At 59.4% G+C, this 16,161-nt stretch carries 13 protein-coding genes; all 13 read right to left on the bottom strand.

Annotated features, from left to right (window positions below):
* A partial coding sequence (locus AYR66_RS11455) for a chemotaxis protein CheA (RefSeq protein ID WP_206047146.1) occupies window positions 1-1,693 on the bottom strand: 1,693 nt, incomplete at its 3' end.
* Window positions 1,690-2,355: a chemotaxis protein CheW gene (locus AYR66_RS11450; protein ID WP_088707597.1), complete on the bottom strand. Its 666-nt coding sequence runs from the start codon at window positions 2,353-2,355 to the stop codon at window positions 1,690-1,692. The genes AYR66_RS11450 and AYR66_RS11455, both read right to left, overlap by 4 nt.
* The gene (locus AYR66_RS11445) at window positions 2,352-3,590 is read right to left on the bottom strand and encodes a CheR family methyltransferase (protein WP_088707596.1); all 1,239 of its coding nucleotides are present in this window, start codon (window positions 3,588-3,590) and stop codon (window positions 2,352-2,354) included. The genes AYR66_RS11450 and AYR66_RS11445 overlap by 4 nt, the downstream gene beginning before the upstream one ends.
* Entirely contained in the window at window positions 3,587-4,051 is a 465-nt protein-coding gene (locus AYR66_RS11440) for a chemotaxis protein CheW (RefSeq protein WP_088707595.1), read from the bottom strand. Before AYR66_RS11440 ends, AYR66_RS11445 begins: the two co-directional genes overlap by 4 nt.
* A 2-nt stretch (window positions 4,052-4,053) precedes the next feature.
* On the bottom strand, window positions 4,054-5,868 hold the full coding sequence (locus AYR66_RS11435; RefSeq protein WP_088707594.1) for a methyl-accepting chemotaxis protein: 1,815 nt from the start codon (window positions 5,866-5,868) through the stop codon (window positions 4,054-4,056).
* A gap of 1,263 nt (window positions 5,869-7,131) precedes the next feature.
* Window positions 7,132-8,169, bottom strand: coding sequence for a GSU2403 family nucleotidyltransferase fold protein (locus tag AYR66_RS11430; RefSeq protein ID WP_088707593.1), 1,038 nt, complete (start codon window positions 8,167-8,169; stop codon window positions 7,132-7,134).
* Window positions 8,170-8,501: 332 nt separating this feature from the next.
* Window positions 8,502-9,782: a type II restriction endonuclease gene (locus AYR66_RS11425; RefSeq protein WP_088707592.1), complete on the bottom strand. Its 1,281-nt coding sequence runs from the start codon at window positions 9,780-9,782 to the stop codon at window positions 8,502-8,504.
* A 78-nt stretch (window positions 9,783-9,860) separates the two neighbouring features.
* Entirely contained in the window at window positions 9,861-10,355 is a 495-nt protein-coding gene (locus AYR66_RS11420; RefSeq protein WP_088707591.1) for a protein-disulfide reductase DsbD N-terminal domain-containing protein, read from the bottom strand.
* 65 nt (window positions 10,356-10,420) lie between these two features.
* Window positions 10,421-10,798 carry a hypothetical protein gene (locus tag AYR66_RS11415; protein ID WP_088707590.1) on the bottom strand — a complete coding sequence of 126 codons (378 nt, stop codon included), beginning with the start codon at window positions 10,796-10,798 and terminating at the stop codon, window positions 10,421-10,423.
* A 62-nt stretch (window positions 10,799-10,860) separates the two neighbouring features.
* On the bottom strand, window positions 10,861-13,965 hold the full coding sequence (locus tag AYR66_RS11410) for an efflux RND transporter permease subunit (RefSeq protein ID WP_088707589.1): 3,105 nt from the start codon (window positions 13,963-13,965) through the stop codon (window positions 10,861-10,863).
* Between the two features lie 8 nt (window positions 13,966-13,973).
* Window positions 13,974-15,092 carry an efflux RND transporter periplasmic adaptor subunit gene (locus AYR66_RS11405; RefSeq protein WP_088707588.1) on the bottom strand — a complete coding sequence of 373 codons (1,119 nt, stop codon included), beginning with the start codon at window positions 15,090-15,092 and terminating at the stop codon, window positions 13,974-13,976.
* 18 nt (window positions 15,093-15,110) lie between these two features.
* Window positions 15,111-15,656: a hypothetical protein gene (locus AYR66_RS11400; protein WP_088707587.1), complete on the bottom strand. Its 546-nt coding sequence runs from the start codon at window positions 15,654-15,656 to the stop codon at window positions 15,111-15,113.
* Window positions 15,653-16,161 (bottom strand): TolC family protein (locus AYR66_RS11395; protein ID WP_206047144.1); only part of this gene is annotated, 509 nt, incomplete at its 5' end. The genes AYR66_RS11395 and AYR66_RS11400, both read right to left, overlap by 4 nt.

Here is a 16,161-nt window from a genome sequence, read left to right as displayed (position 1 = left end):
CGCCGACGATGCGATCCCCCACCAGCGCGTAGCGGCGCTGGCCCGCGCCGATCACCATCACCGGGAGCGCCTTGTCGGGGGGCGCAGCTTCTCCCAGCTCCAGCAATCGGGCGGCCGAGACGAGCCCGACGTGTTCATTGCCGATGGTGAAGAAATGGCGGTTTTCCAGCGTGCGGATCTCCTCGGGCATGACGGTCATCATGCGCTCGATTCCTGCGATCGGTGCCGCATAGGCTTCACCGGCAATCTCCACGACTACGGCGCGCACCACCGATTGCGAAAGAGGGAGCGTGATGTGGGCGCGGAATCCCTTGCCCGCTTCCGTTTCCAGCCGGATGGCGCCGTAGAGCTGCCGGATGGTGGCATGCACGGCATCAAGGCCAACCCCGCGGCCCGACACTTCGCTGGCCGTCTCCTTCAGGCTGAATGCCGGAAGGAACAGGAATTCAAGCAATTCCTCGGTGCTCATCGCAGCGGCCATCGGGGCCGTCGTCATTTTACGTTCGACGACCTTGCGGCGGATGCGCTCCGGATCGACGCCGCGCCCGTCATCGCTGATCTGTATCGCCAGCATGCCGGCGCTGTGGCGTGCTTCCAGGCGGATCATCCCTTCGGCAGGCTTGCCTGCGGCAATACGTTCTTCCGGCGTTTCCATGCCATGGTCGACGGCATTGCGCAGGATGTGGTTGAGCGGGCTTTCCATGCGTGCCAGGATATCCCGGTCGACACGTGTGTCCTCCCCGGCAATCTCGAGCCGCACATCCTTTCCCATGCTGCGCGCGAGGTCGCGCACCATGCGCGGAAATGCCTGCACACCGTCGCGGAATGGGCGCATGCGCAGTGTCAGTACCTCGTCCAGGATCTCCTGTGATCCCGCCAGCAGCCGGCGTTCGTAAGCTTCAATATCGGACAGGCGCGCGACGAGTGCCTGCCTGAGCGGATCGGACTGGGCCAGGATGGACTGGATCTTTTCGCGGAACGATTCGTGCACCCCTGACGCCGCCGCATCCTGTGCCAACCGGTCAAGTGCGGCGAGCATGTCGAGCTGCTTTTTCTTGAAATGCCGCATCGATTGCAGAAAGGGCTGCATTGCATTCGCGGTGACACGCGATTCGCTGGCCAGTGACAGCAGCCGGTCGAAGTTGCGCACATTGACCTTGAGGATCGGTTCGTCGCGGGCAACAGGCTGCGGCTCGGCAATTTTATCCTCCACTGGAAGCGCGGGCGGGGCGGACGGTGCAGGCGACGCTCCTTCCGGTACATCGTCGTCGAGCTTGCCCGGGTCGGCAGCGTCGTACACTCCGACCAGCACTTCGCCGATCATCAGTGCATTGGCGGCCAGCCATGCGGGCGCCTCCGCTTCCGAGAGTCGAGCGATCCGGCCGATCAGGTCGACGGCAGCCAGCAGCCGGTCGATGCGCTGCTTGTTCAGTTTCAGCTTGTCCTTCTGCGCGGCAACGAAGCAATCCTCCATCGCGTGGGCCAGCCGTTCCACGTCATCGAGATTGACGATGCGTGCCGCCCCCTTGAGGGAGTGGGCGGCACGCATGAGCGGCACGATGGCGGCCAGGTCGCGCGCATTGCGGTCAAGCGCGAGCAAGCCGTCGGTCAATACCTGGGTCTGGCTCTCTGCTTCGCTGCGGAACAGTTCGAGCAGGGAAAAGCTGCTGTAATCGCTGTCGCCGCCGTTCATTTCAATGCATCCGAAAAGGCGGCGCCGACCACGCCTGGATCGAGGACGCCGACATGCATGCCGTTGAGAGCCAGCACGCCGGAAAGATAGCGCCTCAGCCCCTTGCCCGCCGTGGTTGGTACGGCCAGAAGGTCGGATGCGGCGTAACGGTGGATGCCGGACATGTCATCGACGGCAAGCGCGAAGGCCTGGTGCGCCAGCGAGAACACGACGAGGCGCGGATAGGCACGTCGCCGCATGTCCTGCTGCGGCTGGCTGTCGTTGATGGACAGCAGTGCGGCCAGCGACATGCACGGGAAAAGCCTGCCCTTGACATTCACGATGCCGCCTAGCACCCCGCCGCTGCGACGGGGAATGCGATGCGGACGCGCTGCTTCGACGACCGTGACGGCGAGCGCCGCCGGCAAGGCCAGCCATTCGCTACCGATGCGGAAAACCAGGACGGCACGGTCGCGTTCAGTTTCGTCGGCTTCCTCGCGGGAAAAGTACTCGGCCCACTCTTCGCGGTACCCGGCCGGGAGTTGGCGCTGCATGATGGCTTGCGCCGCCGCGCCGTACACGCTGCAATGCCGGCAATGGGTATGCTCCGCGAGCTTTTCGCAGCTGCGGTTGCCGCGCACGCCGACGCGGTTCCAGCAATCCTCTATTGCCTGGGCGCTCATTGCTTGTCCTCTGCCGCACGTCGTTCGAAGACCCGCGCCGCGCGTTGCCGGTAGGTACGTCCGCCGGCCGTATTCCCATGCCGCTCCGCCAGCAGGGCGAGGTGGCAGAGCGCTTCATAGTGGTTGGGATTGAAGTAGACGGCGCGACGCAGGAATTCGGCCGCGCCCTTGTCGTCATGCTTCTGTTCATGCAGGAGTCCGAGCATGAAATTCGCCTGCACGGAATCGGGCACCCCTTCCAGGCACGTGCGGTACGCCTGGATCGCTTCATCGACCGCACCCGCATTGGCCAGCCGCTCGGCATGTTCAAGTAATGCCTGCGGGTCTTTCCGCACGGCGGCTTCCATCACGGCGGTTTCCTGTGGGGCGGCAACAGGGTGGGGGAGCGGGGGCGATCCGAAGGTCCATGAAGCCTTCACCGGGCTTGATGGATAGGGCATTTCCGCTGGCACGGCGCGCACGTCCAGCGGCGCTTTTTTTTGCACTGCGAACGCATTGGTAACCGGCGAGCGCGAGAAACCGTTCAGGCTGAATACCGTCGTCTCGGCATAACCGCAGAACAGCATGCCGTCGTCCTGCAGCAACGCTCGCAGCTTGAGGATGGCGGCGGCTTGCGTGGACTCGTTGAAATAGATAAGGAGGTTGCGGCAGAAAATGATGTCGTACGGCCATCCGTCCGGTGGTTCGAGGGTGAGCAGATTGCCGCAGCGGAATCGGACCAATCGCCGGATTTCCGGTGCCAGTTCATACCCATCACCATGCCTGCGGAAATGCCGTTCACGGAATCCGAGGTCGTTGCCGCGGAATGAATTGCCCTTGTAGTACCCCTGCTGCGCACGAAGGATGACTTGCGGACTGACGTCGACCGCATCGATGACAAAGTGATCCGGTGCGATTCCAGCGTCCACCAGCGCCATTGACAGCGAATACGGCTCTTCGCCGCTGGCGCAGGGCACGCTCAATATGCGCACCGGTTTGCGCGGACATCCCGATACGAACTGCACGGCAGCGGAGAATGCGCCGGCGTCGCGGAAAAACCATGTTTCAGGAACAACGACCAGATCGATCAGGGCACCCAGCTCATCCCGGTTCCTGACAATTTCGGAGAGATACGAAGCCAGGTCGGCGATGTGGCGTTGGCGCATGCGCCGGCGCACGGCAACCTCGACCGGCTCCGAGCCCAGGTCGAGGCCCGTGGCTTGCTGCAGCATCGATTGAATGTGCACGCTTGTCATGACAATGACTGCCTTTGCCGCTGGAACAGGATGGCGCGGGCCTCCGCCGTCAGCAGGTGGTCGATGTTGACCAGCTGGAGCAGTGTGCCGTTGTCCGCGGCCACCTTGCCAAGAAAGGGTGCATTCGGGTTGGCGATGCCCGGCTCGAAAAAGGCGGCTTGGTCGATATCCGTCACACCCGACACGCCCTCGACCACCAGGCCAAGCATGTGCCAGACCTCATCCGCGCAATAATCGACCAGCAGGATGCGGGTGTCGAAGTGTGGAGCACATGCCGTGCCGCAGGCGAGCGCACAGAGGTCGACAACCGGAATGGGATCTCCATGGAAATTCATCAGACCCGCCACATAGGCAGGTGCTCCGGGAATCTGCTTGAGTTCCATGAGCGGCAGCACGCGCGTCAGGTGGCGGGTGTTCAACCCGTAGCGATCCTTGCCGAGATGGAAGACCAGGAATTGCATGGCTACATGTTGACCGCAAAGCTGGACACGCCGGCCTGCAGGTCCTGCGCCGCGTATTGCAGCTGCTGGACTGCTTCGCTGGTCGACTTGAGCGCGTCGACCGCCTGCTGCGTCGCTTCGTTCAGCTGCGTCATGGTTTCGGTGATTTGCGACGCGCCGATGGCCTGCGACTGCATGCCCTCCAGCACCATGTCGAAGCGCGGCGTCAGGTTGCGCACCTGCCCGATGACTTCCGCCAGCTGGCCGCTGACCTGGCTGACTTCGGAGACGCTGCGCCGGATCTCGTCCGAGAACTTGTCCATGCCCATCACGCTGGCTGACACCGCCGACTGCATTTCCTTGAGCATCTGTTCGATGTCCCAGGTCGCGACCGAGGTCTGGTCCGCGAGGCGGCGGATTTCGGTGGCAACGACAGAGAAGCCGCGCCCCGCTTCGCCTGCCTTCTCCGCTTCGATGGCGGCGTTCAGCGACAGGATGTTGGTCTGGTCCGCGACCTTGGTGATGGTGGTCAGCACGTTGTTGATATTGCTTGCCTTTTCGGACAGCGCAGCGAGCTTGGTGTTGATCGTGTCGGTGGCCGTCACCATGCGCTGCATGGTTGCGTCCATGTGCTTGAGGTTGTTCTGCGCGTCGGCGGTGGCCGAGGTCGTGTATTCCGATACGCGGGTGACTTCTTCCATCGCCTTCAGCAGTTGCGAGGTATTGGCCGAGATCTCGCGTGTCGTGCTCAGTACCTCGACGCTGGTTTGCGCCTGTTCCACGCCGGTGGCTTCCTGCTGGCGTGCGGATGCCGCGATCTCGTTGGTCGACGTGGCAACCTGGATGCCGGCTTTCTGCACGCGGTTGACGAGGCTGCGCAGGTTATTGAACATCGTCGAAAGGCCGTCGCCGAGGCGGCCGATGGCATCGTCGCCGGTGACCGTGATCTTGCCGGTGAGGTCGCCTGCAGTCGCCTTCACGACGACGCCCAGCAAGGCGTCGACCTTGTTGCGCAGGTCATCGGTCGATGCCTGCTCGCGCTGCTGGGCTTCCTGGATGGCGGCGGCCATGCGGTTGATTTCCATTGCCACCTGGCCGAGCTCATCCTTGCTTGTCACAGCCACGCGCGCCGACTGGTTTCCCGTTGCAAGTTCACCGATGGTCTTTGTTACGGCTGTGAGCGGACGCAAGACCGAGCGCGCCAGCAGGAAGGCAATCAGCATCGCGGACAACACAACAGCCACGCCTCCGCCTACCAGCAGAAACAGCATGTTCCTGGTCGATGCGCTGGCATTGCTCGTTCGGGCGGCAAGCAGCCGGTCTTCTTCCGTGTTGAAGTCATCCAGCAGAGTGTGGATAGTTGAAATATGCGCGAACCCTTCCCTGACAAGCGGATCCCGCGCGATCAGATCTGCCGCTGTCGCGCTCTTTGCCAGTTCGCGGCGCTTGGCAATCAGCGGGTGGACCACTTCCTGCAGCCATCGCGTCGCAAGGGGGTCAATCTGGCTCAACCGGTCCTGCTGCTTTGGATTGTCCGCTGTCAGCGTCCGTGCGCGTTGCAGATGTTGTTTCACCTCGCGCTCGTTCTCGTCGATACGGCTGATGAAGCGTTCATTGCCCGTCAGGAGGAATCCGCGGTATTCCGACTGGAGGTCGAGCAGCGCGGTTTCAATGGCATGGCTCGCGAGCTGGACCTGGAGGGTATGGCGGTCGAGCCGGTTGGCTTCGACAAGGTTGGCGTACCCCTGGTAAAAAGCCAGCAGCAAAGCCAGAAGGATAACAATGATGGCACCGAAACCTGCATAGAGTTTTTTCTGGATGCTCAGGTCATTTAACATGTTTACTCCGGCCTATGGCGGCTTTGCCGCCGTATTGTTGTCTCCGTGTATGACGGATCCTCGCTTGGATAATCATACATAAAGGAAGGGGAAGACGTGCCGGCGGCCGAACGCCGGCAGGCAGGCAACGTCAAAGCGAGATACCAAAGCTTGATTCGGAATGCGGGAGAAAAGAGGGCGCGAACCGGTACCGGCGGTTCGAGGTATTGTGCCGTTAAGAATTAAATGCCCCGAAATCAACCATAAAGTGGCCGGTTTTAAAGGGTTTTTTCATCTCGCGCGGGTCCCGAGGAAAGAATAAATTGGCCTATTGACACAACCTAAAGCAAAACTTGGCCAAACAAATTTTTGGCAAATTTTCCATGCAATATAACGCCTTTTTGAGTGGCGCGCGACTGCGTGGCTTCCAGCGCAGTCCAAGATGACCGACCTGCGTTCTTGCGTTGCATTGGACATGGTTGAGCCGCTTCAAACTTGGGAATGAGAAAAGCAGGCGGCCTTATCTAATGCTTTGGCAAAGTTGCGCCAATCTATCGAAGGAAAATGGCATGGATGACCCGGTACGCGTTTTAACAAAAAGACAAGAGATGGATATTCCGGCGGTCATCTATGTGTCATTTCAATAGACGTCACAGTCCATGCAGTTTGGATTTTCCCTACCACATGTGCAGGGTACCTCCGAGATGGATGCGGGCGGCGCTGATGTGGTTGTCGATTTTTTCTGAACCGGCTTCCTCATCACTACCTTCCCTCCTCATCCGGACGCTTCCCAGTCCAAAGTATTAGAGATGGCCCGAGGGGCGGCCTTGCACCAGTGCGGAGCCTGTGTCTTCCGCCCCATGCCAGCCACTACCGGCCGGTTAGTGACACTTGCATGCCGTCACGCCAGAGGCGTCAAGGGCGTGTAGCTCCGGCCCTCGGTACCATAGCCACTGTAGTGCAAAAGGAGGCCCGCTTGCAACAGGTGAGATAATTGCTGTGGCGATGCTCGCAGATTGAGCCTTCAAGAAATCCGGTATCTGGTACGGTAATGGAAAACTCGACGAAATCCAGAAATCATTCCACCGTGATCGGTATGCAGTATTACCAGAAGAAGCCTGGCTTCTTCAGCTCCGGTGCATCCACAATCAGGTCTGAAAAAGCAAAAGCAGGGCAAGCCAGCCCGCCTTTGGAGGCAACCTCGCAGTTAGTTTTGCATGCAAGCCGTACAAGGTCGAATCAGGAAAATCCGCCGCTTGTACAAGATCCATGCCTTTTGAAGAATCACGTCCAAAGCTTAAAATTAGCTAGGGCGGGCTCGAGGGCCACAAGTGCCGACCGTCCTATTGCGGCGCGCGCCTTCCAGTTTTTCCCGCGTTGCAGGGCATCGCACCACTCGAAGTTGAAGGCATCTGCTTGCCCAGTTTCGGAAAGATAGTTAACCAAACTTGCCGCCTGCATCAACTCTTTCGTCGACTTGATGCGATCAGTCAAGAATCGCTCTCCGTAGATAATCAGCTTGTGGACCGCAAATCTTTCAGGCGTTGGAACGTTGACGATGCACGCACCTGTATTGCTGAACACACAGCCCTGAGTGGTTTGTTCCAGTAGATAGTCCAGATACTTTAGCGGCATGAGATCAAAGTTCAGCTCTGGTGGGAGGCTCGGTTGATTGCTTCGGCGTTGGGTGGTTACGAAGTCAACGCGTGGATTCTGGTCGGTCGAGCCGCGAGACCATGCGCCGGCTGAGCCACTCAACTGCGATGCAGGCAATATTCCCATCTCCAGCGAATCCAGGGCGTCGTGCATATCGAGCTTGAACGACGGGGGAAGCGCAACCGAAATGTTGTGGTCGGAGCGCGCATGACCTACCTGGAGTGTGACAGCATCGTCGTGCCATCGCATCCCGAGCATGTTCCCTAACGCCAGGAATGCATGCGTGCCAACCAGTATGCCGCCCGCACGAAAGAATCCGTACTCGGCAAGTCGTTTGGTGATTCGAAAGTGCTTTGGGGGGAAGGCAGCGCAACCTAGCGCAATCGCCGCACGTGCGCTTGGCGCAAGCGGATTGGCTTTTCCGACATCCGCAAACCGTGCAATCAGGGCTTGGACGCGTGCAGAGTCAGAGCCTACGTACACCATACGCACAGATTGGCCTGGGTCTCTATACGCAAAGTACCAATACTGATTGCCTTTGCGGACCAGTCTTTGGAAGCTACCTCTCAATCCGCCCAAGACACCAGTAGTTTCGAAAGCGCGCGCCTGCTCAAACAGTTCGGCATATGCCGTCTGCGCTGCCAAGGACAATTCGGAATGTCGCATAATGCCTCAAGTTGCTAAACATTTTAGCGATCTGTTTAGCAACCAGCAACATCTCTTCGGTTAGCGCGGCCGACAAATGGCAGGCCCGGGACCAGCGTGCCCCTGCCAGACCTGAATCATGTGCTCTACGGCCAACTTTATTGAAGTGTTGGTGGCGGGCGTGCTGTAATGCCGATCCACGTTAGTCGGGGCCAAGGTTGTGTAGTCCGGCCGCCCGATACCTCGCCAGGCTATATCACGGATACATGAAGGCGGACCTTGATGATGTCTCGCATCCCGCGAGCAAATTGGCGCCGCTCAACTATTGGGCCGCGACGCCGGCATTCCACCGATCAGCCCGTTCTTCGCCGTTGCAGTTGCTGCGAAATCTCGATCAGCGGCTTGATTCCGGCTCCAAATCGGCCAATCGCCCCACGGTGCTCTTTCAGCTGGCTATAGGGCAAATACCGGATATTCAGTTCTGACACACGTGAGAAAGCAGGCCTGCAAAGCTGTTGTTCGACCTCGTCCTTGCGGTTATCCGGCGCGACTAGAAAGAGCGTGCTGTTCTGCCCCACCTTCGTACCGAGCGCAAGGTCGAGCATCCGGACAATGCCGGAGTAGATGGAAGTAGAGTGCTCCACCTCAAAAGCCGCTGCGACCTCGGTTGAGCTGCGGCCAATCCATACCACGTCGATCAACCTGACGGAGTCCATTCCGGCGGCAACGTCATCAGGAAGTTGAGAGAGGCAGCCGTCGCCCAGCCGCCCGTCGCCATAAGGGCGTCCCCGGTCGTTCGTCGCTATCCAGACATCAAACCCAAGTGAAACTCCTAGATCACGAAGCCAGCCTTGAATCTCGGTGTGGGTCGCATCACTTTCTCGGGCGAGCTCCCATTGCCGCTGGGCGGCGGCTGATTCTTCCCGCACACGCTGCAGGTCTGCCTCCCAGGCGTTGAGCGAGGCGGCGTCATTTTCCCGCGGAGGTGGCGCATAGCGCCCGGTTCCCACATCAAACATCAAACCCGCAATCGCCCCGAGGTCGTTCGACAAGAGCGCACGGTGCTCCGCATTTAGCCTCAACATGCCCTCGCGCATCGACAAGTAATGGTCCCACTTGCCAAGCTTGACGCAACCTCCTGTAACGGCGTTAAAGCCTTTCACGATGGCGGTATTGAACGGAGGAACCAACGTGGGATGGATGAAGTACAGAAGGTTGGCGACCGCCGGACCAAGGCCTTTGATGTTCAAGGCATCAATCTTCCGAATCCCCTCAATGATGTCTTCCGCGCAGTTGCAGTTGTCGCAGTGGTGGAGCAGCCTTGCGAAGGCAAGCTGGTTTGCCCGGTTTTCGTAAATATCCGGGATCCGGAGCTTCGGCTTCCAGAGGAAGGCGTGGTCGGCGCCCTTGAAGATTTGGCGCTGCTCGGCAATTGAGCCGACGACTGTCTCGAGCGAGGATCCGCGATAGGCGTTCCCGAAGGTGTCGGCCTCAATGTCACGAACAACCTGCCCGATGCCACGGCGGATGGAGCGGAAATTCTTTATCCGTTCCTCCCACAGGAACCACGTGTTGTACGTGCTGTGAGCATCGCCTTTCCAATGCTCGATCAGTTTTGCTAGCGTATCGCTCATACGCGACTTCCCTTCATGCTTATTTTTCTGTGTTGGTATTGTAACGAGGGGATGCGCGCAGCGAGCGGGATCTAACCATCAAGGCAGCACCAAACTCACCGTTTTATCGATTGGCGGGTAGCAGACACCAAGTTTTTCATGGCATCCCTGGTAGCTCGCCGAGAGTACCACCGACTTACCCTTCGCTGCATTGTCCAGCGCTATCGTGATCGGAACCGCATTTCTGAAAACCTCGGTCCGGCCGAAGATCTGGTCGGTTTTCATTTCCCCCGGTGGGAACTTCACACTGCCGATCCGAACGCCACTGCCATCTTTGAGCGAAAACCGGATGCGCTCCTTGTACACGTAATATCCATTCGCCGGCACAACGTCAACGTTCAGTTGGTTTGTACTCTTGGCAGCCACTTTCAGCGTGAAAGCCAGATCCGGTTCAATTAACTCGTCTTCCTTGGGTGCCGAAAACAGGTTCTTTACCTTGGTAGACAAACCGGGCGCGGTGGATTGCTGCGCAAGAGCGGGAAGTGCCGGCAGCGCTGCGACGACAATGGCAAGCCAAAAGCTCTTAATTTTCATATCTCGACCTCGTTTCTTTCGTTGGCGGCGGGCGAGCGCGCGTTTGCACCCGCTCCGTCTAACAGCTATTTCACTGCGAACCTGACGCTCGCTGTCTTCTTGTCCGAAAGCGTTACGGCCGCGATAGCTTTTGCACCGGCACCTAACTTTGCCTCACCCTTAGCAATCAACGTATTCTCGCCGCCCGGTTCAAGCGAAAGTTCGGATTTATCGGCACCCTTTAAAACCGTCAGCTTGCCGGATGCTCCTGCAGTGGCCACAGGTTTGCCATGGTCTTCGACATAAATCGTGGTCTTCCCGTCCTTATTCACCAGCTCCAGGCTGATCCCGTTGCCCGATTCCTGCACTATTCCGCCGTGTTTCGGTTGTTCACCGTGGGCGAAAGCATTGCTGGTCGCCGAAATGGTTACTGCGATTGCTACCAATGTCATAAGTTTTTTCATGTATATCTCCGAACGTACCTTGGCGGCGGCTCTGTCGCGGGTGCCGCCGCATAAACCCAATTTCAATAAGCTTCCTGCGTCTGTCCAGCCACAATCCGTTCGAGGGGTGTTTTGCCAACCAGCCAGAAGATCAGCGGTGTCAGCAGCGTGTCGAGCAGGGTCGAGCTGACTAGGCCGCCAAATATCACCACCGCCACCGGATGCAGGATTTCCTTGCCAGGAGCGTCAGCCGCAAGAAGCAGCGGCACCAGTGCGAATGCCGCCACGAGGGCGGTCATGAGGACTGGCGTCAGGCGTTCCAAGGAGCCACGGACAATCATCGCCGTGCCAAACGTCTCACCCTCAAACTTGCACAGGTTGATGTAATGGCTGACTTTCAAGATGCCGTTGCGGGTCGCAATTCCAGTCAAGGTAATAAAGCCAACCATTGAAGCGACGGACAGGCTAATCCCGGAAATCCACATGGCGATCACGCTGCCAATCAGGGCGAAAGGGATATTGCCCATGATGACGAGCGCCAGGATCGACGACTTGTAACGTGAGTACAGGACCAGAAAAATCATTGCCAGCGATACCAGCGACAAACCGGTAATCAGCTTTGTCGCCTGCTCCTGTGCCTGGAACTGCCCCTCGATGCTGATGAAATAACCGCCAGGCAGCGAGGTGGCCGCAACCGCCCTGCGGATGTCGCCAATAATTCGGGACATGTCCGAACCGTCGGTATTTGCGTACACCACCATCCGCCGCCGGCCATTTTCGCGGCCAATCTGGTTCGGACCGTCCCCTTCATCAACGCTTGCGACCGCCGACAGGGGAATCTGTCCCGCAGGGGTATCGAGCATGACGCGGGACAAATCCTGCGGCGACCGACGCTGGTCCGGCAATCGGACCATCAGGTCAAACCGCCGGGTTCCATCGACGACTTGCGTTACACGGTCACCCTCGGATAAGGTTTCCAGTGCTTTCAGAACCTGACCCGGGGGTACGCCATACTGCGCCGCCTTGCGGTAATCGACACGTACCTTGACCTGAGGAATAAGCACCTGCCGTTCGACTGACAAGTCGACCAGGCCCGGAACATCGGAAAGCTTGCCGCGCAATCCCTCTGCCAGCCCACGCAGGGTATCGAGGTCGTCCCCGAAGATCTTTATCGCAATCTGCGCGCGCACGCCGGATAACAGGTGGTCCAGTCTGTGCGAGATGGGCTGGCCGATGGAGATGGAGGCCGGGACCACCGAAAGCTTGGTTCGAAGGTCGGCCATAATCCTCTCGCGCCCGCGGCTCGACCGTTTCAGGTCAACGTCAATTTCGGAGGAGTGCACGCCTTCTGCGTGCTCGTCCAGCTCCGCGCGCCCGGTGCGTCTGCCAACCTTGGTAACCTCCGGGACCTCCTTAATCAGTGTCTCGGCAAGCGCGCCCATCCGGTTTGCTTCCGCAAGTGACGTCCCGGGCACAAAGGTCATACCCAAGACAAGTGAGCCCTCATTGAACGGCGGAAGAAACGCCTTCGGAAAGTACGGAATGGAAGCAGCGGCGCCTGCCACGACCAGGACGGCGGCGGCGAGAATCGGTTTTGCGCGCGGGAACGACCATTCGAGCACCTTTGCATCCCACGCTTTCAGTCGTGTTACGACAGGGCTATCGCCATGTCCCAGCTGCTTCATCCGCGGGAGCAGGAAGTAGGACAGTACAGGCGTCACCGTCATGGAAACCAGCATCGAAGCCAGGATGGAAACGATGTAGGCCACTCCAAGTGGGGCAAACAGCCGACCCTCGATTCCGGGCAAGGCGAACAGCGGAACGAAGACGAGCACCACGATGACAGTGGCATAGACGATGCCGGATCGTACCTCGACCGAGGCATGCCAGATCGTCTCCAAAACGGACGGTGCATTGCTGTCGCCCTGGCGCTGTTTCAAGCGCCTCAGGATATTTTCCACGTCGACGACCGCGTCATCGACCAGTTCGCCAATGGCAATCGCCAATCCACCGAGTGTCATCACGTTTATGGATTGACCAAGCAGATGGAAAACCACCGACGTAACTGCAAGGGAAAGCGGAATCGCAATCAGCGAAATGGCCGTCGTGCGGAAGTTGAGCAGGAACGCAAACAGCACGATGGCCACCATGATGGCGCCGTCGCGCAATGCTTCGATGACGTTGCCAATGGACGCTTCAATGAAATCGGCCTGGCGGAACAGGATTTGCGGGGCTGACAGGCCGGCCGGCAAGCCTTGCTTGAGTTCGCCCAATGCCTTTTCGATGTCCAGGGTAAGCTTGACCGTATCTGCCGACGGCTGCTTCTGGACGCTGACAATCACCGCCGGCTTGCCGTTCATGCCGGCGTCCCCGCGCTTGAAGGCAGGGGCGTAGCGCACGGAAGCAACCTGCTCCAGCGATACGGGGCTCCCGTTCCGGAAGGCGACTGCCAACCCCTTGATGTCCTCCAGCCGGTTCGTGCGACCTAGGTTCCGGATCAGGTATTCCCGGGCGTTCAGGTCGATGAAGCCGCCGCTGGTGTTGGTTGCAAATCCCTGTAGCGCCGTGCTTACCTGGTCGAGGGATACGCCGAACTGCGCCATCCTCGCCGTATCCGGTTCGACACGCAGCTGGCGTACCTCGCCGCCGATGGGAATAACTTGCGATACACCGGGAATGGACAGCAGCCTTGGCCTCAGAATGAAGTCGGCATATTCCCGTGCCTGCATCGGGCTTGCCTTGGCAACGTCAATAGGCAGCGCAATCAGCATGATTTCGCCCATGATGGACGAAACGGGCCCCATCACCGGTGTAATCCCGCGAGGGAGCTGTTCCTTGACGAGAGTGAGGCGCTCGGAAACCTGTTGCCGGTTCCGGTAAATATCCGTGCCCCAGTCGAACTCCGCATAGACAATCGAAAGGCCGATACCGGAGACCGACCGTACCCGGGTGACGCCAGGCATTCCGTTCAACGTGGTCTCCAGCGGAAATGACACGAGCTGCTCCACTTCCTCGGGCGCCATGCCGCCTGCTTCGGTCATTACTGTGACCACGGGCTTGTTCAGATCCGGGAACACGTCGACTGGAGTGCGGGATGCCAAAATCGAGCCGTAGACAACCAGGATGACTGCCGCGGCAAGCACGAACAGCCGGTTAGCAAGGCCAAAGCGAACTATCGCATTAAACATGGTCGGCCTTATCGAATCTGGTTAATCAGCGCCGCACCGGAGACCACGACGCGGCTTTCCGGCTCCAGTCCCTTGACCACAACGACGGACCCTGAGTCCAGTGGCCGGGTTTCCACGGGACGAGCTATAAACCGCTCCGCACTGAGCTTCACCCAGACGATGGGTTCATTGGCTGGATTGCGCACCACTGCCTCGGCGGGAATGGCAAAGCCTTTTACCTTGTCCGAGAGCTTTGCAATGACGGTCACTGGTTGACCGACGGCGAGCACGACGCCCTTGGCCTTGGCGCGGAAACTGACCGGAAGCGCGCCTTCGCGCAGACTCCGGCCGGCGCCGAGCAGAGACAGTTCGACGCCCGGGACATTGGCCAGTGTGGCAGCCTCGATACGTCCGGCGAGTGCGGGATCGGTCGTCACGGCTTCAACGACCATCCTGTCCGGATCAATAATGTCGAATAGAACGTCCTTTGCCTCGACAATCTGCCCGTTCAGTACGTTTGCGGCTGCGATGACGCCGCTTGCCGGCGCCGTAATCGCTTCGTTTCCACCTATGCTGGCCGACACAGCTTTCTCACGTCCTGTCAGGCTGGTCAGTTCCGCGCGTGCCGCTTCGATTTCCTTTTGGGGTACAGTTCCCTCGAGAGACTCCAGCCGCTTGACGCGTTGCTCGGCCAATCGACGATTGGACTGAATTTCCACCAGTTGCGCCCTCTGGTTGCCGCGTTCGATAGCGCCGGCAACCGGGCGGACATACAGCAGCACCTGCCCCTTTTCGACGTGTTGGCCAGCAACCGGCAGGCCTTTCGGGCCCGGCTCGATCCTGCCGGCAAACGGTGCTTGGACACGTCCGCCGGCGTTCGGGTCAATGCCGACGCGCCCATTGAGTTCCGCGGTTAGCGGGTGCGCTTCTTCATTTGTCATAACGGTTCGGATTGCCATCCTGCGCTGGGCAGCCTTCGGTACGTTGACGCTGCCGTCAGGCAGCCGCGTCAATCCGCCGCTGCTGGCTGCAACCGGCGCATCCAGGTGCTCACCATTCGGCCCGTGCGCTCCCGGACCGGCAAAGGCAAGTGTTGAAAACACGCTGACCACGACCAGCGTGAGGAGAGAAAAGGACTGTTTTTTCATATGCTTTTTCGTCATGGTTCAGCGGCGAATGACCCGTGCAGTGGCGACTGCAAGCACGAGTGCGAGTGCCGCAATGCCCATGGCCGAAACTGAAAATGGGAAAGAGCTCAGCGCTCCGGGCTTAGCATTAGCCGTCGTACCGGAAGCGTCCGCTACTTGCATCGCGGCTTCCAGCAGATCGCTGTCATTGCCGGCGGCAATGGTGAACATGACCGAGTGTTTGCCTGGTTTGGTCAACGTGGTTAGCAATGCCTTATCGTCGACCGCGTAATCGCCGCGCTCCGGGCGGAACTTGGCCATCGACTTTGCTCCGTCGACTTCAACTTCTACCTTCCCATTGAGCACCGGTTCATTTGTTTCGAAGCGGTCAACGACCAAGGCAAGCTCGTGGTCGGACAGGGTGCCGACGACCTCGAAGGTCTCGGTTGCGGCTTCCACGCGCGGCAGTCCAGAGACTGCGGAAGGCGCCGCCGGCACGTCATCGTGACCGTGGTCTTCGCCGCCGTGGGCAAGCGCGATGGCGGGAAACGCCAGGCACATCAGAACAGTTATGATGGATTTCATGGAGTTACTCCCAATGCTTGATTCAGACGCGCGTGAGCCAAACCCACTGCCACGCGTTGCTGCCGTTCAGCGACTTCGGCGTCGTGCAGGACGCTTTGTGCCCGCATCATGTCTGCAAGGCCGCGCTCGCCAAGGCGAAAGGCCTTTTCAATGAGTTGTGCATGCTCGCGCGCCAGCGCCGCTCGTGCAGACGCGGCTTCAAACGCCTGCGTAACGACGGCGACCTGCTCTTGCGCAAGCGCTATATCTGCTTGTAGAGCCGCTTCTACCTGCGCAGCCTCGGCTTTTGCTGTCTCGAGCTGAGTGTGTGCTGCAGTCTCGAGGGGACGGTTACGTGCTGCTGTGCCAATCGGAATCTGGAGGGCAAGCGCCACACTTGCGGCAGACTCTCCTGTGATGGCATCACGCTCCCGGCGGTATGCAACACCTACGGTCGGCGGCTCGCTTCGGGTCTTGTTCACGACGTTCACCGACGCCTGCGCACTTTCGATAGCCGCCCGCGAGG

This window comes from Noviherbaspirillum denitrificans (assembly GCF_002211445.1).
Lineage (GTDB): Bacteria > Pseudomonadota > Gammaproteobacteria > Burkholderiales > Burkholderiaceae_D > Noviherbaspirillum > Noviherbaspirillum denitrificans.
The sequence above is the reverse complement of the archived record's forward strand: the minus strand, read 5'-3'. Positions and strand labels throughout refer to the sequence as shown.